This is a genomic window from Pseudomonas sp. P4_B4, assembly GCF_056402255.1.
In genome coordinates this window covers 84087-101891 of record NZ_JBFUHS010000011.1, presented here as the reverse complement: position 1 = coordinate 101891, position 17805 = coordinate 84087, and the positions used below count along the sequence as shown (strand labels likewise).

Here is a 17805-nt window from a genome sequence, read left to right as displayed (position 1 = left end):
GGCCATCAAAACGGTCTACCGAGTTTTAGGAGGTCCCACATTAGCGGGACTTGATCAGTGGACTGCGGCGGCACGTCAGGGTTCTGCTTTTCTACTGTAGAGCTGTCGATTCCGGCAAGTAGCGTTAAGGAATGCACGTCTATGCACCTTCCTATAGATCCTGCTATGAGGGCACCCTAGCCTGGGTAACGCGGTCCACCAGATAGACTAGTCCGTGGTAGTCAATGCCGCCATGTTGCGTCAGACCGATCTCACAGGTGCGGCTGGTCGATATCCCCTCGCTGCACTGCTGCACCGCGTCCTTGAGCGTGCGCAGCGAATGGGCGTTCAACTCCGGCGTGGTGAAACCCTTGTCGCCAGCGAAGCCACAGCAGTGAATGCCTTCGGGAATCACCACGGTTTTGCTGCACTTGCGCGCCAGATCGATCAGCGCCTGGCTTTCCCCGAGGTGCTGCGTACTGCACGTCACGTGCACGGCAATCGGTGCGTCCTGTGGCGTGAACGTCAGGCGATCCATCAAGTGTGTGCGGATGAACCGCACAGGGTCGTACAGGTCCAGACGGACTTCACCGAGGTCTTGAACCAGGCGCAAGGTGCAGGGGCTGGTGTCGCAGTAGATCGGGTCGAGACCGCCGCGGCTGGCGTGCAGCAGGGCGCCGATCAGTTCCTGTCGTTTGTGCTCGGCTTGTTCGACATAGCCTTTGGAGGCGAACGGCTGACCACAGCAAAGGCTGTCCAGGTTGTCCGGGAACACCACTTGATAGCCGGCCTTTTCCAGCAGGCCACGGGTCTTGTCGTGCAGCGACATTTGCTCCGTGTCGCCCGCCGCCGGCCCCATGGCGCGGGATACACAGGCCGCAAGATAGACCACGCGCGGGCGCGCGTCCGTCACCGCCGGACTGAAGCGAATGGCTTTTTCCGGTTGCGGCATCGCGTTGGTCCACTGCGGGACCTGACCCTTGGACAGGCGCGTCAACGTCGCCGACAATTTCGCCAATCTTGGTGCCCCCAGCAACATCCGCGCGCCATTGGCCACGTGCAGGGTGAAGCGCGCACCTTGCAGTGCCGTGGCGAAATGTCCTTCAAGCCAGTTGGCGGTTTTCGTATGCGTCGCCTTCCGGCTACGCAGCTTTTTCACCAGCTCGCCGGTATTGATGCCGACCGGGCAACGTTGCGCGCAGAGGCCGGTGGCGGCGCAGGTATCGATACCTTGATAGTCGTAGGCGGCTTCGAGTTCGGACGTATCGATGCCCGCGCGTTTCTTCGCCTGAATGTCGCGCCAGATCACGATGCGCTGGCGCGGGCTCAGGGTCAGGCCTTTCGACGGGCAGACCGGTTCGCAGAAGCCGCATTCGATGCACTTGTCCACAATCTCGTCAGCGGCAGGCAAGGGCTTGAGGTGCTTGAGGTGGATCTGTGGATCTACGCTGAGCACCACGTCCGGGTTGAGAATGCCGTTGGGGTCGAGCAGTCGTTTGAGCTGCCACATCAACTGGTAGGCATCGCTGCCCCATTCCAGTTCAACAAATGGCGCCATGTTGCGCCCGGTGCCGTGTTCGGCTTTCAGCGAACCGCCGAACTCCACCGCCACCAGTTGCGCCACGTCGTCCATGAACGCCTGATAGCGTGCGACTTCTTCTGGGTTGTTGAAGCCTTGGGTGAAGACGAAGTGCAGATTGCCTTCCAGCGCGTGTCCGAAAAGGATCGCTTCGTCGTAGTGATGTTTGTCGAACAGTTCGATCAGGCGGTTGACGCCGATGGCCAGCTGTTCGACCGGGAAGGTGACGTCTTCGATGATCACCGTGGTGCCGGTCTTGCGCACTGCGCCTACGGCCGGGAAGGTGTCTTTGCGGATGGCCCAGAGACGGGCGTTTTCCTGCGGGTCTTCGGTGAAGTCGACTTGTTTCTCCACCGGAAACGGGCTTAGTGAAGCCATGATTTGCGCCAGTTGCTCGTGCAGTAATGTCGACGATGCGGCGCGGGATTCGATGAGCAGGGCGCAGGCATTGTTCGACAGATGCTGTACGAAAGCCGGCATGCCGGGTTTGTCCTGCACTGAACGCAGACTGCGCCGGTCCAGCAGTTCCACGGCCGACACCGGTTGGCTTTTCAGCACTGTCACTGCGTTGCAACAGGTTTCCACGTCCGGGAAGACGATCAACGCCGAGGCTTTATTCGGGTGGTCGATCACGGTGTCGTAAGTCACGGCACTGATGAACCCGAGCGTGCCCTCGGAGCCCACCAGCAAGTGGCTCAAGATATCCACAGGCTCGTCGAAATCCACCAGGGCATTGAGCGACAGGCCGGTGGTATTTTTTAGACGGTATTTGTGGCGGATTTTCGCAGCCAGTTCGGCGTTTGCGCGGGTCTCGCGGCCCAGGGTCGCCAAGCGCTCCAGCAGGGCGGCGTGGCTTTGGCGAAACGCTGCGAGGCTGGCGGTATCTTCAGTGTCGAGACGACTGCCGTCGGCCAGCACCAGGCGAATCCCGGCCAGGGTGTGATAGGTGTTTTGCGCGGTGCCGCAGCACATGCCGCTGGCATTGTTGGCGACGATGCCGCCGATCTTGCAGGCGTTGATCGAGGCTGGGTCCGGGCCGATCTTGCGCCCGAACGGTGCCAGCCAGGCGTTGGCCTGAGCGCCGATCACGCCCGGTTGCAAGCGGATTTGCGTGCCATGGCCGCGGATCTCGCGACCGTTCCAGTTATCCCCCAGTACGATCAGCACCGAGTCGCTGATGGCTTGGCCGGACAAACTGGTGCCGGCGGCGCGGAAGGTCACCGGCACCTGATCACGTTGCGCCAGTTGCAGCAGTGCCACCACTTCGTCTTCGGACTCGACGCGGATCACCAGTTGCGGAATCAAGCGATAGAAGCTGGCGTCGGTGCCGAAGGCCAGGGTCGACAACGGGTCGTCGAAACGTCGCTCTTGAGGAATCAGTTGCTGTGCATCACGCAGGAAAGCGGCCGGTAGACTCATTGGTCCTCCAGGATCAGTACCACCAGGTCCTTCGGACCGTGGGCGCCGTACGCCAGCACTTGTTCGATGTCGGCGGTCTTCGATGGGCCGGATACCAGCAGCGCGTTGGTCGGCATGCCCTGGGCCCATTCGAATTCCTGTTGCACCTGATAGAAGTTGTCGCGGATTTCACTGGCCTTGAGCAAGGCGAAATGCACCGGTGGCGCGAGGCTCATCAGGCGTGGTTCTTCCCGGGTCGGCCAGAGAATCAGGCTGCCCGTGGCAGCGATGGCGCCGAGGGTTCCAGTGATGCTCGCCGGGGTGTCGTTGAACAGCTCGGCTTTCCATTCTTCAACCGGGCGGTCGTAGGCCTTGAGCATTGGCAGGCCGGGATTATTCGCCCAGTGCTGTGTGATCCGTTGACCGTGGGGTGTCGTCGGTGCGATCAGCAGACTCGGCAACTGGCGGTCCCGCAGCAAGTGCGCGAGTAGCGTCGGCCACTCTTCGCCGGACGTCAGATGAATTTCCGTGTGCACCGCTTCCATCAGTTTGCGCAGTTGCGCAATGCGCTGCTCAGGAGCGTAGGTGTAAGGCTGGGTCACCAGGTCGACATCGAAGTTGTCAGCCACCGGCGTGGTGCCTGTCAGGCTTTTGCGCAGTTTGGCGAGGATATTTTGCTTGGCGCTCATCAACGGTCTCCCTGTTTGGCCAAATGTTCGCGGGCCATGTCATGCAGCGAGCGGGCAGCGGGTTTCGGTGCGCTGTGGTTTTGCGTCCACGGGCCGACGTTGCTCGGCGTGAGGGCGCGCAAACGGGTGGCGAAGAAACCGAACAGGCGATAGAGCGTCGGCGAGCTATTAAGCTTCGCCCAGGCATTCCAGATGAACCGCTCCTTGCGCGAATACTTGCTACCCTGACCGCGCATCACTTGATGGGGGCTGTCCGGGGCCTTGACGTTTTCTTCCCGCAGGCGCCGCAGCAAAGCAGGGATCGGGATTTTCACCGGGCAAACTTCACCGCAAGCACCGCACAGTGAAGAAGCGCTCGGGTGATCTGGCACTTTCGCCAGGCCAACCATGTGCGGGGTAATGATTTTTCCGATAGGCCCGGGGTAAACCTCCCCATAGGCGTGACCACCGATTCGGGTATACACCGGGCAATGATTCATACAGGCGCCGCAGCGAATGCAGTTCAGGGTCTGGCGCAGTTCGCTGTCGGCAAAGGCCTGGCTGCGGCCGTTGTCGAGCAGTACCAGGTGTACTTCCTGCGGGCCGTCGAGTTCATGTTCCTTGCGCGGGCCGGAGATCATGTTGACGTAGGTAGTGATTGGAATACCGAGGGCTGAGCGGGTCAGCAGCGACAGCAGCGGCACCACATCGCGTAGGTTTTCCACAACCTTTTCGATACCGGTAACGGCGATATGCACGGGCGGCACGGTAGTGGTCATGCGACCGTTGCCTTCGTTTTCTACCAGCAGCAGGGTGCCGGTTTCGGCCACGGCGAAGTTGACACCGGAGACACCGATGTCCGCTTCGAAGAATTTCTGCCGCAAGACCTTGCGACCGATCTGAATGAGTTGGTCAACGTCCTTGGTATATTCCACCCCAAGTTTGTCGTGGAACAAGGACGCGACCTGACCGGCATTCTTGTGGATCGCCGGCATAATGATGTGTGAAGGCTTCTCGTGGTCGAGCTGGACGATGTATTCCCCCATGTCGGACTCCAGGCATTCAATGCCTTGAGCCTCGAGGAAATGGTTCATCTCCATCTCTTCGCTGACCATCGATTTGCCCTTGATCACTTGCCGCCCCTCGTGAGCGCGGATGATCGAGAGGACGATGCCGTTGGCCTCGTCCACCGTTTCCGCCCAGTGCACTGTCACACCGTTGCGGGTCAGGTTCTGTTCAAGTTGTTCGAGCAGCTCGGGCAACTTGGATAACGCACGGGCGCGGACAGCATTGCCCAGCGCGCGCAAATGTTCTCTTTCATGGGCATCGCTGAACGCCGCTGCCCGTTTGGTCATTAGTGAATCCATCGCCTTGCGAAAGTTGCCTCGCAATTGCGCGTCACCCAGCGCTTTGTGGGCGCGGGTGCGGAAATCTTCTTCTATGGCGACCGTAGGAATAATCGTCGAGGTGCTCATTGACCACCTCCGGTACGTTGCCAGAGGAAGCTAGCCAGATGTTGGCCGCGCAACGCTTCCTGCTGTTTTTCCAGCGAGCCGTTGATGTTCATCAAACAGCCGCAGTCGGCACTCAATACCTTGTGTGCGCCGGATTCCTTCAGCGCCCGGGTCTTGTCAGCCACCATCGCGCCGGAAATCTCTGGCATACGGACGCTGAATGTCCCACCAAAGCCACAGCATTCACTTTCGTGATCGTGATTGACCCGTTCCACGTTGCTCAACTGCGCCAATAATTCGCGACCGTGCAGGTGGGTGTTCATCTCGCGGCGTGCCGAGCACGAGGTGTGCAGCGCCACTTTTACGGGCTCGCCGCTGTCCTTGAGCTGCACCTTGCAGACAAACAACAGGAACTCGGCCAGTTCGTAGGTTCTGGCCGCCAGGGCTTGAACCTGTTTCAACGTGTCCGGCTCGTCCTTGAACAAGTCGGCGTAATGTTCGCGCAGCATGCCTGCGCAAGAACCTGACGGCACCACCACCGGATAATCCCCGGCAAACAGCGCCAGTTGTGAGCGCGCCACGGTCCGTGCCTGTTCGGTGTAACCGGAGGTGTAGGCCGGTTGGCCGCAGCAGCTTTGCCCTTGCGGGTATTCGACACGAATGCCTTCGCGCTCCAGCAGGTGGATCGCGTCCATCCCGGCTTCCGGGTAGAACAAATCGACCACGCAGGTCCCGAACAGGTAGACCCGTGACGGTTTCTCGCTGGGGTATTGCCGAGGCTCGGGCAGTGGCGGGGCGACACGGGTCGCATTCGGCACGGCGTTGTAATAAAGCTCGCTCATCAGGCGGTCTCCGGGTGGTCCCGGTTATTCGTCTGTTGAGGCTGCTGAATATAGAGCCGGAAGCTTTCAGCAGCCTTACAGACCGGGGGGTGAATAGCGGACGCCGGGGGCGTGGCCCGGCGTCGGTTTTTATCGTGTTGCTTGTAGTCCTCAGTGCACCAGCATGCCGGTGAACCAGTAGGCCTGGGCCAACGTGATCAAGCCGACAATCGTTGCAAAGAATAGGCTGTGCTTGAGGGTGAAGCGGAACAGATCCGATTCTTTGCCCACCAGGCCGGTCGCGGCACAAGCCACGGCGATCGATTGTGGCGAGATCATCTTGCCGGTCACGCCGCCGCTGGTGTTCGCCGCCACCAGCAAGGTGTCGTTGACACCGATCTGATGCGCGGTGGTCGCTTGCAGCGAGCTGAACAGGGCGTTGGACGAGGTATCGGAACCGGTGAGGAACACGCCCAGCCAGCCAAGGAACGGCGAGAAGAACGGGAACGCCGCGCCAGTCGCAGCCAGTACCAGGGCCATGGTCGAAGACATGCCCGAGTAGTTGGTGACGAAGGCAAACGCCAGCACCATGCCGATGGACAGGATTGGCCAACGCAGTTCGTAGAAGGTCTCTTTAAAAGTGGTAAGACCAGTTTTGAGATTGACCTTCAGGACCAGCATCGAGATCAGTGCCGAGAAGAAAATCGCTGTGCCAGTGGCGGAAATCGGGTCCAGTTTGAATACTGCCGGAATGGCGGTTGGCGCGGCCACGATGGGTGCGACCTTGACTACCATCTGGTCCAGGTGCGGGATGGCGAAGTTGAATACGAAGCTGTACATCGAACCGCCGGCGGCGAACATCGCCTTGAACGGCTTCAGGGTCCAGATGGTGACCAGTACGGTCAGGATCAGGAACGGCGACCAGGCCTTGAAAATTTCCCCAAGGCTGTAAGGCGAAGCCACGGTTGTGCGCTTCTGGCCGAAACCACCGACGCTGGCGCTCACCACGGAGGCCGAGACAGCGCCCACGATGTGTTGGCCGGCGGCGCGTTTTGGTTGCCAGACTTTCAGGAACAGGGTCAAGGAAATCAGGCTGGCCAGAGCCGAGGTGATGTCCGGCAGTTCCGGGCCGATGAAGTTCGAGGTGAAGTACTGGGTCACGGCAAAGCTCAAGCCGGCCACCAGGGCTGCCGGCCAGGTTTCCCGCACGCCGCGCAGGCCGTCCATCATGAACACCAGCCAGAACGGCACGAACAGCGACAGCAGCGGCAATTGGCGGCCGGTCATGGCGCCGATCTTGAACGCGTCGATGCCGGTGACTTGCCCGGCAACGATGATCGGAATGCCCAGGGCGCCGAAGGCCACCGGCGCGGTGTTGGCGATCAGACACAAGCCAGCGGCGTACAGCGGGTTGAAGCCAAGACCTACCAGTAGTGCAGCGGTAATCGCCACGGGTGCGCCAAAGCCGGCCGCACCTTCGAGGAAGGCGCCGAAGCAGAAACCGATCAGCAGGACCTGCAGGCGCTGGTCATCGGTGATCGACAGAACCGAACTGCGGATGACTTCAAACTGGCCACTCTTGACCGTCAGTTTGTAGAGGAACACCGCTGCCACGATGATCCAGGCAATCGGCCACAGGCCATAAGCGAAGCCATACCCGGCGGCGGCGAACGCCATATCGACCGGCATCTGGAAAGCGAAGATCGCCACCAGAATCGACAAAGCCAGGGTGATGCTGCCGGCCACATGCCCTTTGAGGCGGAATACGGCCAAAGCCAGGAAGAAAAACACGATGGGGATGACGGCGGCGAGTGCGGACAGGCCGAGGCTGCCGAGCGGGGTATAGAGCTGTTGCCAGGTTTGCATATGGGGTGGCCCCTAATTGTTGTTGGTCAGGCACTGATCAGCGTTTTTGGATAATTGGTAAGACCAATTTACAATCGCTGTTGGCTAGGGTAAAAGCCTTGTAGGCGGTGTGTCAATTTGCCGCCCTAAAACTTTTGTCGAATGCAAAGTGCGCAGGTCGTCTGTCTGGTATGACCAAATGCGTTGTGGCAGGTGCTGGCACGGCGCCGATAGGCCAGAATAGAGCCCCGGCGAGCCGTCGGATCGTGGAGTAATCGAGTTATGGGGTTTGATCAGATTCGTCAGCGCCGTTTGTCAGACGATATTGTCGAGCAGCTTGAGGGCATGATCCTCGAGGGCACGCTGAAAGCGGGCGAGCGCTTGCCGGCCGAGCGCGCGTTGGCCGAGCAATTTGGCGTGTCACGTCCTTCGTTGCGCGAAGCCATTCAGAAGCTGACCGCCAAGGGCCTGCTAGTCAGCCGCCAGGGTGGCGGCAACTACGTGGTGGAGTCGCTGGGTAGCACCTTCAGTGATCCCTTGTTGCATCTGCTGGAAAGCAATCCCGAGGCGCAACGCGATCTGCTGGAGTTTCGCCATACGCTGGAAGCGTCTTGCGCCTACTACGCGGCGCTGCGTGCCACGGAGGTGGATCGCGAGCGGCTGACCGCGGCATTCAACGAATTGCAGGACTGTTATTCGCGTCACGAAGAGGTGAGTCGTGCCGAAGAGGGTGCGGCGGACGCCAAATTTCATCTGGCGATCGCCGAGGCCAGCCACAATGCCGTGTTACTGCACACCATTCGCGGGTTGTTCGACCTGCTCAAGCGCAACGTGGTGACCAACATCGGTGGCATGTACAAGCAGCGCACCGAAACCCGCGACATGTTGATCACGCAGCACCGGGAGTTGTATCAGGCGATTATCGAAGGGCGGGCGGAGCAGGCGCGGGAAGTTTCCAGTCGGCACATTCTGTATGTGCAGGAGGTGCTGGAAGAAGTGCGTCAGGAAGTGCAGCGCATGGCCCGGGCGGAGCGGCGCAAGGGGATGTGAGGCGGTAGCTTGATTGTGGCGAGGGAGCTCGCTCCCGTTCGGCTGCGCAGCAGTCGTCAGCAGAAATAGTGATGGACGCCGTCAAGCGAAGGGGTGCTTCGCACCCCAGCGGGAGCAAGCTCCCTCGCCACAAAGTCGCGTCAGGACAGGAGAATTACTCTTCCTTGCCCTTGTTGCGCACCGCGCGCTGCAACTCGCGACTGGCGTCGCGTTCGCGCTCGGTATCGCGCTTGTCGTATTCCTTCTTGCCCTTGCCCAGAGCAATCTCGCACTTGACCATGTGCTTGCTCCAGTACCAGGACAGGCACACGCAGGCGTAACCCTTTTGCTGCACGGCAGCAGCCAGCTTTTCCAGTTCGCGCCGGTTGAGCAGCAATTTACGGGTGCGCACCGGATCCGCGATGACGTGGGTACTGGCGGTCGTCAGGGGCGTAATGTGGCTGCCGAGCAGCCAGGCTTCGCCATCCTTGAGCAGTACGTAGCTGTCAACCAGCTGCAGCTTGCTTGCCCGCAGACTTTTTACTTCCCAGCCGGCCAGGACCAGACCAGCCTCGAACCGATGTTCGATGAAGTAATCGTGTCGCGCCTTTTTATTTTGCGCGATGGTCCCTGTTGGGTGTTTCTTCTGTTTAGCCATAGGGGCGGCATTATAGGGAGTTACAACAGAGTCGGCTATGGGGTTGCTACGTGCTTGAGCAGGTTGATTGAATCCCGGACAATGCGGCCTCTTTTTTGAACGCTTGGGCGTGATAACGATGTCGACAGACAAGGTTTCTGTCCACGGCAGTTGGGCTAGCCGCTGGGTCTTCATACTCGCCGCGACCGGTTCGGCCGTGGGGCTGGGTAGTATCTGGAAATTCCCGTACATGGTCGGCGTCTATGGCGGCGGTGCCTTCGTGCTGATGTTCCTGGCCTGTATCGCATTGATCGGCGTGCCGGTCATGCTGGCGGAAACCCTGATCGGCCGGCGTGCCCGGCAGAGCCCGGCCAATGCCTTGAAGGTACTGGCGGTCGAGGCGGGGCACTCGGCCAAATGGTCCTGGGGCGCATTTGCCGGGATGATCACGGCATTGCTGATCCTGTCTTTCTACAGTGTGGTTGGCGGCTGGTCGCTGGATTACATCATCGACATGGGGCATGGCGACTTCCAGGGTGTGACGCCGGATCAGGTGGGGGCTTACTTCGGCAATGTGATCGCCGATCCTTGGCGCCTGACACTTTGGCACACGATTTTCATGCTGTTGTCAGCGGTGGTGATCGCCAGGGGCGTGGTTGCAGGGCTTGAACGCAGTTTGCGCATCATGATGCCGCTGCTGTTCGTGATGATCCTGGTGCTGCTGGGCTACAGCATGACCACCGGGCATTTCATGGAAGGCGTGCATTTCATGTTCGACTTCCACCCGGAAAAGGTCCTGGACGGCTTGTTGCCCGCGATGGGGCATGCGTTCTTTTCCCTGAGCGTGGGCGTCGGCTCGATCATGATCTACGGCGCCTACATGCCAAAGAACTCGTCGATTTCAGGGACGGTCGTCGGCGTGGCGCTGCTCGACACCTTCGTTTCCCTGGTGGCCGGCCTGGCATTGTTTCCGATTGTGTTCGCAGCGGGCCTGAATCCGAGCGAAGGGCCGGGGCTGATGTTCGTCAGCTTGCCGTTTGCCTTCGGTAACGTGGCGTTCGGGCAATTGATGGGTGTGGTGTTCTTCGTGCTGGTGGCGGTCGCTGCCTGGAGTTCGGCGATTTCCCTGCTTGAACCGATGGTGGCCTACCTGGTCGAGCGCACCAAAGTGAGTCGTGCCTGGGTCACCTTCTGGTTGGCTTTCAGCTGCTGGTTTGTCGGCCTGGGTACGGTGTTCTCCTTCAATATCTGGAAGGAGGCCAAGTTTTTCGTGAACGAAGGCGGGATGTTCCACCTCTACCAATGGGGAGCAACCGGTGGTCTCGACTTCTTTGGCGTGATCGATTTCTTCACCTCGCGACTCATGTTGCCGCTTGGCGGTTTGTGTTTCGTGGTGTTTGCGGGCTGGATCATGGGGCGTGAAGCGGTGCGCGACGAGTTGTCGATCCGTAACCCTGCGCTGTTTGGCCTGTCCTTGTTCTTGATGCGCTATGTGGCGCCCATCGGCATTCTCGTAGTGTTTGCCGCCCAGCTGTGGAAGTGACGCTGACATGACGACACACATTTCACGTTCGGCCTTGCTGCCGTACCCGGCGCAGGCGCTGTATGACCTGGTCAACGACGTGGCACGCTATCCGGAGTTTCTGCCGTGGTGCTCGGCGGCCGAAGTCCTGGAGAGCTCGCCTGAGCATATGCGGGCGAGCGTTGGCGTGGCGAAGGGTGGCCTCAGTCAGCATTTCGTGACGCGCAACACCCTGGTTCCCGGTCAGTCGATTGAAATGAACCTCGAGGAAGGCCCGTTCAATCAGTTGCATGGCGTGTGGGTGTTCAAGCCGCTGGGCGAGAAGGCCTGCAAGATCAGTCTTGATCTGTCGTTCGATTATGCCGGGCCGCTGGTTCGCGCCACTCTGGGGCCACTTTTCAACCAGGCGGCCAATACCCTGGTGGATGCATTCTGCCAGCGCGCCAAGCAGATACATGGTTGAGGTCATGATTGAAGTCGAGGTGGTCTACGCGGCCGTAGACCGTCAGGTGCTACTGACGCTGGCGGTGCCGGTCGGGACGAGCGTGCGGGCAGCCTTGCTCAGGTCTGCCGTGGCTGAGGAGTTTCCGGAGCTGGATCTGGCCAATTGCCCTGTGGGGATCTTCGGAAAGGTTGTAGCCGATCCAGAGCGTCGGTCTGTCCAGGCAGGGGACCGTATCGAGATTTACCGACCACTGCTGGCCGATCCGAAAGAGGTGCGCCGACTGCGCGCGGCAAAAGCTGCCGAGGCCAAAGCGCGGAATCAGTGAGTGGCTTGAGCACCAGGCAATAAAAAACCCGGACATGCCGGGTTTTTTATTGCGTCGCAAATTATTGCGGCGAGGTTTCCAGCGGTTGCGGCGTCGGGACCGGAACGGCTTCTACGCCGTCGACGTCCTTCTGGATCTGATCCAGCAACGAACCTGGCTTGACCGGTTTTTCCGGTTTTGGCTTCTCGACGTTTTCTGCCGGGGCAGCCACTGTCGTGCCGCTGTCCTTGCCGAGAATGGCTTCGTCACGGCTCACGCCTGGCATGAAATCACCGGAGAGGCTGACAAGCTGATCATTTGGGTTGAAGATAACGCTAATGCGTTCTTGTTGGCGTTCACCGCCACCCGGTTGCAGGCTATACAGATAATCCCAGCGATCGGCATGGAACGTGTCGGTGAGCAGAGGGTTGCCCATGATAAACCGTACTTGCTTACGGGTCATTCCCGGGCGTAACTGGTCTATCATGTCCTGCGTGACGACATTGCCCTGCTGGATGTCGATTTTGTAAACCCCGGGGAATGAACAACCGGCGAGTGCGAGCAGTCCCACAAAGGTGAAACTGGTTAGCAAGAGCTTGGTGTTTTGCATCGGTGGGCGACTTCCACTATCTTGGCTGGGACAACGTAAACGCCGATCATACCCGCATTAAGAGAAGCTGCGAAGCAGCATCGCGAGAAAGCTGACCATGGTTGAAAATAGCGAACTACGCAAAGCCGGCCTCAAAGTGACCCTGCCACGGGTCAAAATTCTGCAAATGCTCGATTCCGCCGAGCAGCGCCACATGAGTGCCGAGGATGTCTACAAGGCCCTTATGGAGGCTGGTGAGGACGTCGGTCTGGCCACGGTTTACCGTGTTCTGACCCAGTTCGAGGCAGCTGGCCTTGTGGTGCGGCACAACTTCGACGGAGGCCATGCGGTCTTCGAACTGGACGACGGAAAGCATCACGACCATATGGTCAACGTCGAAACCAGCGAAGTGATCGAATTCTTCGACGAAGAAATCGAGCGGCTTCAGAAAGCAATCGTCGACAAGTATGGCTTCGAGATGGTTGATCACAATCTGGTGCTGTACGTGCGCAAGAAAAAGTAAGCATGTCGCGCGAACTTGAGGTTCGCGATACGAACGAAGGCGACCCCAGGGTCGCCTTCGTGCTTTCTGCCTTTATTCAGGCTTTTGCGCCCACCACCATTTTCCTGGCGTGAGCCAGTGACTCCTTGGTGAGATCGATGCCGCCCAGCATTCGTGCGACTTCTTCGACGCGGTCGTTTTTGCTCAATTTGGAAACGGCCGTGCGGGTGGCATCTTCGCCGCGCACTTTATGCACGAATAGATGCTGATGACCTTGCGCTGCCACTTGCGGCAAGTGGGTCACGGTCAGTACCTGCCCGCGCTCGCCGAGCCTGCGCAGCAACTGGCCGACGATTTCTGCAGTCGGACCACCGATACCAACGTCCACTTCGTCGAACACCAGAGTGGGAACGCGAGATGTCTGCGCGGTGATGACCTGAATCGCCAGGCTGATCCGCGACAGTTCGCCTCCGGATGCGACTTTTGCCAACGCTTTCAATGGTTGGCCCGGGTTGGCGCTGACCAGTAATTCAACCTGTTCAAGTCCATTCGGCAGCAGTTCGTCACTGCTGTTTGGGCGCAACTCAATGGTGAAGCGCCCGCCAGGCATGCCCAGGCGCTGGATCTCCAGTTCCACGGCGCTGGCCAGGCTGCTTGAGGCTTGATGACGCAGATCGCTCAGCTCACGAGCCTTTTCTTGATAATGGCGAGCGTATGAAGACAGCTCATCGCTTAGCCGCTCGATGGATTCGTCGTTGGCGTTGAGGGTTTCGATTTCATCCAGCAGTTTCTGTTGCATCTCGGCGACTTCGGTCGGCCGGATGCGGTGTTTGCGCGCCAGGGTGTAGATCGCGTCGAGGCGCTCTTCGAGGTATTGAAGGCGCGACGGATCGGCGTCGAAGTTGTCGAGGAAGCGGTTCAGTTCACCAACGGCCTCTTCAACCTGGATTTGTGCACTGGTCAACAAGCTGCTGGCTTCGCCCAGCGCACCGATCGAACTGTTCACGCTCGACAGGCGGTTGAGGCTGGCGGTGAGGGCATTCAGTACATTCCCGGAATCACTTTCACTGCATTGCTCGACGACTTGTCGGCAGATGCCGAGCAAGGTCTCGGCGTTGGTCAGGTTCTTGTGTTCCTGCTCAAGCTGCTCCAGCTCGTTGTCGCCAAGGCCAAGGTTTTCCAGTTCTTCGAGTTGATAGCTGAGCAACTGATGGCGGGCGCGTTGCTCGTCGCCGGAGTTGGAGAGTCGCTCCAGTTCCTGGCGGGTCTGGCGCCAGCGTTGGGCGGCGAGCTGAACCTGGCGGGCCAGGTCGGTCGCGCCGGCATATTCATCGAGCAGGCGACGGTGGGTATCGGTCTTGAGCAGGGATTGGTGCTCGTGCTGGCTGTGAATGTCGATCAGCAGCTCGCCCAGCGCCTTGAGGTCGCCAAGCGGGCAGGGCGTGCCGTTGATGTAGCCGCGCGAGCGCCCTTCGGATGTGATCACTCGGCGCAGGATGCACGGGCCGTCGTTTTCGAGGTCGCGTTCGGCCAGCCAGGCGCTGGCTTCCGGAATGTCGACCAGATCGAAGGTGGCCAGGATGTCGGCTTTGTCGGCGCCGGGGCGGACCACGCCGCTGTCGGCGCGATCGCCCAGGGTAAGGCCCAGCGCGTCGAGCATGATCGACTTGCCCGCGCCGGTTTCCCCGGTGATAACGCTCATCCCGCGATCGAGTTCGAGATCGAGATGTTCAACGATGGCGTAGTTGTGTACGGACAGGTGCACCAGCATATGGGCCGCTCCCAGGTGTTAGGTCTGGTTATTTATACAGTGTTTTGTTTCTGGCTGACAATGCCCCTCGTTAGCTCGATTCGCTCGGTCCGACGAAAGCCTTATCGCGACCGGGAATGACAAAGCAGTTGTTATTTGTAGGGTTAATCGTCGGCGCCCCTTGAAGCCGGATTTTGCGGCCCCATATAGCTGGGCAGAAGCGCGAGTTGAGCTCGCGGACGAAATTGAAAGGAGAAATCTATGGCTGACGAACAGACAGTGGATACGCAAAACCCAGACGCCAACCAGGCGCCCGAGGCTTCGGGTGATGACCTGGCGGCTCGTGTACAAGTGCTCGAAGAGCAACTGGCAGGCGCTCAGGATCAGGCTTTGCGTGTAGCCGCCGATCTGCAGAACGTCCGCCGTCGCGCCGAGCAGGATGTGGAGAAGGCTCACAAGTTCGCGCTGGAAAAATTCGCCAGCGACCTGCTGCCGATCGTCGACAGCCTGGAGCGCGGCCTGGAACTGTCCAGCCCGGACGACGAAAGCATCCGTCCGATGCGCGAAGGCATCGAGCTGACCCTGAAAATGTTCCACGACACTCTCAAGCGTTATCAGCTTGAAGCGATCGATCCGCATGGTGAACCGTTCAACGCCGTTCACCATCAGGCAATGGCCATGCAGGAAAGCGCCGATGTCGAGCCGAACAGTGTTCTGAAGGTGTTCCAGAAGGGCTATCAGCTCAATGGTCGCCTGCTGCGCCCGGCGATGGTCGTGGTCAGCAAGGCGCCTGCGCCGGTTTCGCCTTCGATTGACGAGCAGGCTTGAAATCCGCCGCAAGGCCCCCATTTATAAGTCAAGCGTTTAAGTGCTACCGCAGTTAGCCACCACTGCTGCGGCAACCAAATCCAAAGTTTCGGGAGAGTGAACATGGGCAAAATTATCGGTATCGACCTGGGGACTACCAACTCCTGCGTCTCCGTGCTGGAAAACGGCAAGGCAAAAGTTATTGAAAACGCTGAAGGCGCGCGTACCACGCCGTCGATCATCGCTTACGCCAACGATGGCGAAATCCTGGTTGGCCAGTCGGCCAAGCGTCAGGCTGTGACCAATCCGCATAACACCCTGTATGCGGTGAAGCGTCTGATCGGTCGTCGTTTCGACGAAGAAGTCGTGCAAAAAGACATCCAGATGGTCCCTTACAAGATCGTCAAGGCTGACAACAGCGACGCCTGGGTTGAAGTGAACGGCCAGAAAATGGCACCGCCACAAATCTCGGCTGAAATCCTGAAAAAAATGAAGAAGACCGCCGAAGACTACCTCGGCGAGACCGTGACTGAAGCGGTGATCACCGTTCCGGCCTACTTCAACGACAGCCAGCGTCAAGCCACCAAGGACGCCGGCCGCATCGCTGGCCTGGACGTAAAACGTATCATCAACGAACCAACCGCAGCCGCTCTGGCTTACGGCATGGACAAGGCCAAGGGCGATCACACCGTGATCGTTTACGACCTGGGTGGTGGTACTTTCGACGTTTCCGTGATCGAGATCGCTGAAGTCGATGGCGAGCACCAGTTCGAAGTACTGGCCACCAACGGTGACACGTTCCTGGGCGGTGAAGACTTTGACATTCGTCTGATCGACTACCTCGTCGACGAATTCAAGAAAGAAAGCGGCATGAACCTCAAGGGCGACCCGCTGGCCATGCAGCGCCTGAAAGAGGCCGCTGAAAAAGCCAAGATCGAACTGTCCTCAAGCCAGTCGACCGACGTGAACCTGCCGTACATCACTGCAGACGCCACCGGTCCTAAGCACCTGAACGTGAAGATCTCCCGCGCCAAGCTCGAAGCGCTGGTGGAAGACCTGGTTCAGCGCACCATCGAACCTTGCCGCATCGCAATGAAAGATGCCGGTATCGAGGTTGGCGCGATCAACGACGTGATCCTGGTGGGCGGTCAGACCCGTATGCCGCTGGTTCAGAAGCTGGTGACCGAGTTCTTCGGTAAAGAAGCTCGTAAAGACGTCAACCCGGACGAAGCGGTTGCCATGGGTGCTGCCATCCAGGGCGCGGTATTGGCCGGTGACGTGAAAGACGTTCTGCTGCTCGACGTCAGCCCGCTGACCCTGGGTATCGAAACCATGGGGGGCGTGATGACTGCGCTGATCGAGAAAAACACCACGATTCCTACCAAGAAATCGCAAGTGTTCTCGACTGCCGACGACAACCAGGGCGCCGTGACCATTCACGTGCTGCAAGGCGAGCGTAAGCAAGCCGCACAGAACAAGTCCCTGGGCAAGTTCGACCTGGCCGACATTCCACCAGCTCCACGTGGTGTGCCGCAGATCGAAGTGACCTTCGACATCGACGCCAACGGCATCCTGCACGTAGGTGCGAAGGACAAGGCTACCGGCAAGACTCAGTCGATCGTGATCAAGGCCAACTCCGGTCTGTCCGACGAAGAAATCGAGCGCATGGTGCGTGATGCCGAGGCGAACGCCGAGGAAGACCGCAAGTTCGAAGAGTTGGCCACTGCCCGTAACCAGGGTGATGCACTGGTTCACTCGACGCGCAAAATGGTTGTCGATGCCGGCGATAAAGTGACCGCTGAAGAGAAGACTGCAATCGAAGCGGCCGTAGTTGCCCTGGAAGCTGCCGTCAAAGGCGACGACAAGGCTGCTATCGACGCCAAGGTTGAAGAGCTGTCGAAAGTCTCCGCTCCAGTGGCGCAGAAGATGTACGCCGAACAGGCTCAGCCTGCTGAAGGCGCGGCACCGCACGACGACAAGGCGGAAAAGGCTGACGACGTTGTCGACGCCGAGTTCGAAGAAGTCAAAGACCACAAGTAAGTTGTTGGTCGGCCGGTTGACTGCCTTCAGGCGGTGACTGGTAGGATGTCGCCGCGCGGGAGCTTGCTCCCGCGTTGGCGTATCTGGAATACGCGAATTTTTACAGCATGCGACAGCGGCGGATTGAGTGGCTTGTTCGTTAGAGCAAGTTCGGATGACTGAACGCCATAACCAAGGCGCTGCGACGACTCATAGCGCGCTATGGGGAGGAGCGGCAACGCAGGGTATGGTGCTCAGGCGCCGGAGTTGCCTAACGAACAAACCATTCAGTCCGCCCCAGCATGTTGGTGGTATGGCCGGAAATGCTCCTGCTTTTCGCGCCGCAAGTACCGCAAGAATCAAAGACCAGGATCGTTGAATTGACGTGAGTTGGGTCCGGGCCTGTATTGGGGCTCAACGAGTTCGGCAAGCTCAGGAGGGTTTTGTCGGACGTCCT

Annotated in this window: 15 protein-coding genes; 7 read left to right on the top strand and 8 right to left on the bottom strand. The window is 59.3% G+C overall.

What is annotated here, in order from left to right:
• Positions 1 to 163 precede the first annotated feature (163 nt).
• The 5 genes from AC1DVE_RS14220 to AC1DVE_RS14200 all read right to left on the bottom strand — a co-directional run bounded on the left by AC1DVE_RS14220 (position 164) and on the right by AC1DVE_RS14200 (position 7765).
• Positions 164 to 2977: an FAD-binding and (Fe-S)-binding domain-containing protein gene (locus AC1DVE_RS14220; RefSeq protein ID WP_223454195.1), complete on the bottom strand. Its 2814-nt coding sequence runs from the start codon at positions 2975 to 2977 to the stop codon at positions 164 to 166.
• The gene (locus AC1DVE_RS14215) at positions 2974 to 3645 is read right to left on the bottom strand and encodes a LutC/YkgG family protein (protein ID WP_223454194.1); all 672 of its coding nucleotides are present in this window, start codon (positions 3643 to 3645) and stop codon (positions 2974 to 2976) included. The genes AC1DVE_RS14220 and AC1DVE_RS14215 overlap by 4 nt, the downstream gene beginning before the upstream one ends.
• Positions 3645 to 5099, bottom strand: a complete 1455-nt coding sequence (locus AC1DVE_RS14210; protein ID WP_223454192.1) for a LutB/LldF family L-lactate oxidation iron-sulfur protein — start codon at positions 5097 to 5099, stop codon at positions 3645 to 3647. The genes AC1DVE_RS14215 and AC1DVE_RS14210 overlap by 1 nt, the downstream gene beginning before the upstream one ends.
• Positions 5096 to 5920 (bottom strand): (Fe-S)-binding protein, encoded by an 825-nt coding sequence (locus tag AC1DVE_RS14205; protein ID WP_223454190.1) that lies wholly within the window; start codon positions 5918 to 5920, stop codon positions 5096 to 5098. The genes AC1DVE_RS14210 and AC1DVE_RS14205 overlap by 4 nt, the downstream gene beginning before the upstream one ends.
• Before the next feature lie 150 nt (positions 5921 to 6070).
• A complete protein-coding gene (locus AC1DVE_RS14200) occupies positions 6071 to 7765 on the bottom strand; it encodes a lactate permease LctP family transporter (protein ID WP_223454189.1) in 1695 nt (564 codons plus the stop codon).
• A 261-nt stretch (positions 7766 to 8026) separates the two neighbouring features.
• Between AC1DVE_RS14200 and AC1DVE_RS14195 the strand changes: the two genes are divergently transcribed.
• Positions 8027 to 8794 carry a GntR family transcriptional regulator gene (locus AC1DVE_RS14195; RefSeq protein WP_223454187.1) on the top strand — a complete coding sequence of 256 codons (768 nt, stop codon included), beginning with the start codon at positions 8027 to 8029 and terminating at the stop codon, positions 8792 to 8794.
• Positions 8795 to 8948: 154 nt separating this feature from the next.
• On the opposite strand, the gene smpB is transcribed toward AC1DVE_RS14195, so the two are convergent.
• The gene (gene smpB / locus AC1DVE_RS14190; RefSeq protein ID WP_223454227.1) at positions 8949 to 9431 is read right to left on the bottom strand and encodes an SsrA-binding protein SmpB; all 483 of its coding nucleotides are present in this window, start codon (positions 9429 to 9431) and stop codon (positions 8949 to 8951) included.
• 118 nt (positions 9432 to 9549) lie between these two features.
• On the opposite strand from smpB, the gene AC1DVE_RS14185 reads away from it, so the two are divergent.
• The 3 genes from AC1DVE_RS14185 to AC1DVE_RS14175 are packed head-to-tail and all read left to right on the top strand — an operon-like array spanning position 9550 to position 11702.
• Positions 9550 to 10953 carry a sodium-dependent transporter gene (locus AC1DVE_RS14185; protein ID WP_223454185.1) on the top strand — a complete coding sequence of 468 codons (1404 nt, stop codon included), beginning with the start codon at positions 9550 to 9552 and terminating at the stop codon, positions 10951 to 10953.
• A 7-nt stretch (positions 10954 to 10960) separates the two neighbouring features.
• A complete protein-coding gene (locus tag AC1DVE_RS14180) occupies positions 10961 to 11395 on the top strand; it encodes a type II toxin-antitoxin system RatA family toxin (RefSeq protein WP_007988702.1) in 435 nt (144 codons plus the stop codon).
• Positions 11388 to 11702, top strand: coding sequence for an RnfH family protein (locus AC1DVE_RS14175; protein WP_223454183.1), 315 nt, complete (start codon positions 11388 to 11390; stop codon positions 11700 to 11702). Before AC1DVE_RS14180 ends, AC1DVE_RS14175 begins: the two co-directional genes overlap by 8 nt.
• A gap of 61 nt (positions 11703 to 11763) precedes the next feature.
• Here the strand turns inward: AC1DVE_RS14175 and AC1DVE_RS14170 are convergent, their stop codons facing one another.
• Positions 11764 to 12291 carry an outer membrane protein assembly factor BamE gene (locus AC1DVE_RS14170; RefSeq protein ID WP_150727496.1) on the bottom strand — a complete coding sequence of 176 codons (528 nt, stop codon included), beginning with the start codon at positions 12289 to 12291 and terminating at the stop codon, positions 11764 to 11766.
• A 97-nt stretch (positions 12292 to 12388) separates the two neighbouring features.
• Here AC1DVE_RS14170 and fur point away from each other — a divergent pair, with 97 nt between their 5' ends.
• Positions 12389 to 12793, top strand: a complete 405-nt coding sequence (gene fur, locus AC1DVE_RS14165) for a ferric iron uptake transcriptional regulator (RefSeq protein ID WP_003197684.1) — start codon at positions 12389 to 12391, stop codon at positions 12791 to 12793.
• A 76-nt stretch (positions 12794 to 12869) separates the two neighbouring features.
• On the opposite strand, the gene recN is transcribed toward fur, so the two are convergent.
• Positions 12870 to 14543: a DNA repair protein RecN gene (gene recN, locus AC1DVE_RS14160; RefSeq protein ID WP_223454181.1), complete on the bottom strand. Its 1674-nt coding sequence runs from the start codon at positions 14541 to 14543 to the stop codon at positions 12870 to 12872.
• A gap of 240 nt (positions 14544 to 14783) precedes the next feature.
• On the opposite strand from recN, the gene grpE reads away from it, so the two are divergent.
• Positions 14784 to 15350 carry a nucleotide exchange factor GrpE gene (gene grpE, locus AC1DVE_RS14155; RefSeq protein WP_056728221.1) on the top strand — a complete coding sequence of 189 codons (567 nt, stop codon included), beginning with the start codon at positions 14784 to 14786 and terminating at the stop codon, positions 15348 to 15350.
• 102 nt (positions 15351 to 15452) lie between these two features.
• Positions 15453 to 17369, top strand: a complete 1917-nt coding sequence (gene dnaK, locus AC1DVE_RS14150) for a molecular chaperone DnaK (RefSeq protein ID WP_223454179.1) — start codon at positions 15453 to 15455, stop codon at positions 17367 to 17369.
• Positions 17370 to 17805 lie beyond the last annotated feature (436 nt).

Bases quoted from the DNA above. Each gene is read 5' to 3' on its own strand.
- AC1DVE_RS14220 (WP_223454195.1), bottom strand. From the start codon at position 2,977: ATGAGTCTACCGGCCGCTTTCCTGCGTGATGCACAGCAACTGATTCCT.
- AC1DVE_RS14215 (WP_223454194.1), bottom strand. From the start codon at position 3,645: ATGAGCGCCAAGCAAAATATCCTCGCCAAACTGCGCAAAAGCCTGACA.
- AC1DVE_RS14210 (WP_223454192.1), bottom strand. From the start codon at position 5,099: ATGAGCACCTCGACGATTATTCCTACGGTCGCCATAGAAGAAGATTTC.
- AC1DVE_RS14205 (WP_223454190.1), bottom strand. From the start codon at position 5,920: ATGAGCGAGCTTTATTACAACGCCGTGCCGAATGCGACCCGTGTCGCC.
- AC1DVE_RS14200 (WP_223454189.1), bottom strand. From the start codon at position 7,765: ATGCAAACCTGGCAACAGCTCTATACCCCGCTCGGCAGCCTCGGCCTG.
- AC1DVE_RS14195 (WP_223454187.1), top strand. From the start codon at position 8,027: ATGGGGTTTGATCAGATTCGTCAGCGCCGTTTGTCAGACGATATTGTC.
- smpB (WP_223454227.1), bottom strand. From the start codon at position 9,431: ATGGCTAAACAGAAGAAACACCCAACAGGGACCATCGCGCAAAATAAA.
- AC1DVE_RS14185 (WP_223454185.1), top strand. From the start codon at position 9,550: ATGTCGACAGACAAGGTTTCTGTCCACGGCAGTTGGGCTAGCCGCTGG.
- AC1DVE_RS14180 (WP_007988702.1), top strand. From the start codon at position 10,961: ATGACGACACACATTTCACGTTCGGCCTTGCTGCCGTACCCGGCGCAG.
- AC1DVE_RS14175 (WP_223454183.1), top strand. From the start codon at position 11,388: ATGGTTGAGGTCATGATTGAAGTCGAGGTGGTCTACGCGGCCGTAGAC.
- AC1DVE_RS14170 (WP_150727496.1), bottom strand. From the start codon at position 12,291: ATGCAAAACACCAAGCTCTTGCTAACCAGTTTCACCTTTGTGGGACTG.
- fur (WP_003197684.1), top strand. From the start codon at position 12,389: ATGGTTGAAAATAGCGAACTACGCAAAGCCGGCCTCAAAGTGACCCTG.
- recN (WP_223454181.1), bottom strand. From the start codon at position 14,543: ATGCTGGTGCACCTGTCCGTACACAACTACGCCATCGTTGAACATCTC.
- grpE (WP_056728221.1), top strand. From the start codon at position 14,784: ATGGCTGACGAACAGACAGTGGATACGCAAAACCCAGACGCCAACCAG.
- dnaK (WP_223454179.1), top strand. From the start codon at position 15,453: ATGGGCAAAATTATCGGTATCGACCTGGGGACTACCAACTCCTGCGTC.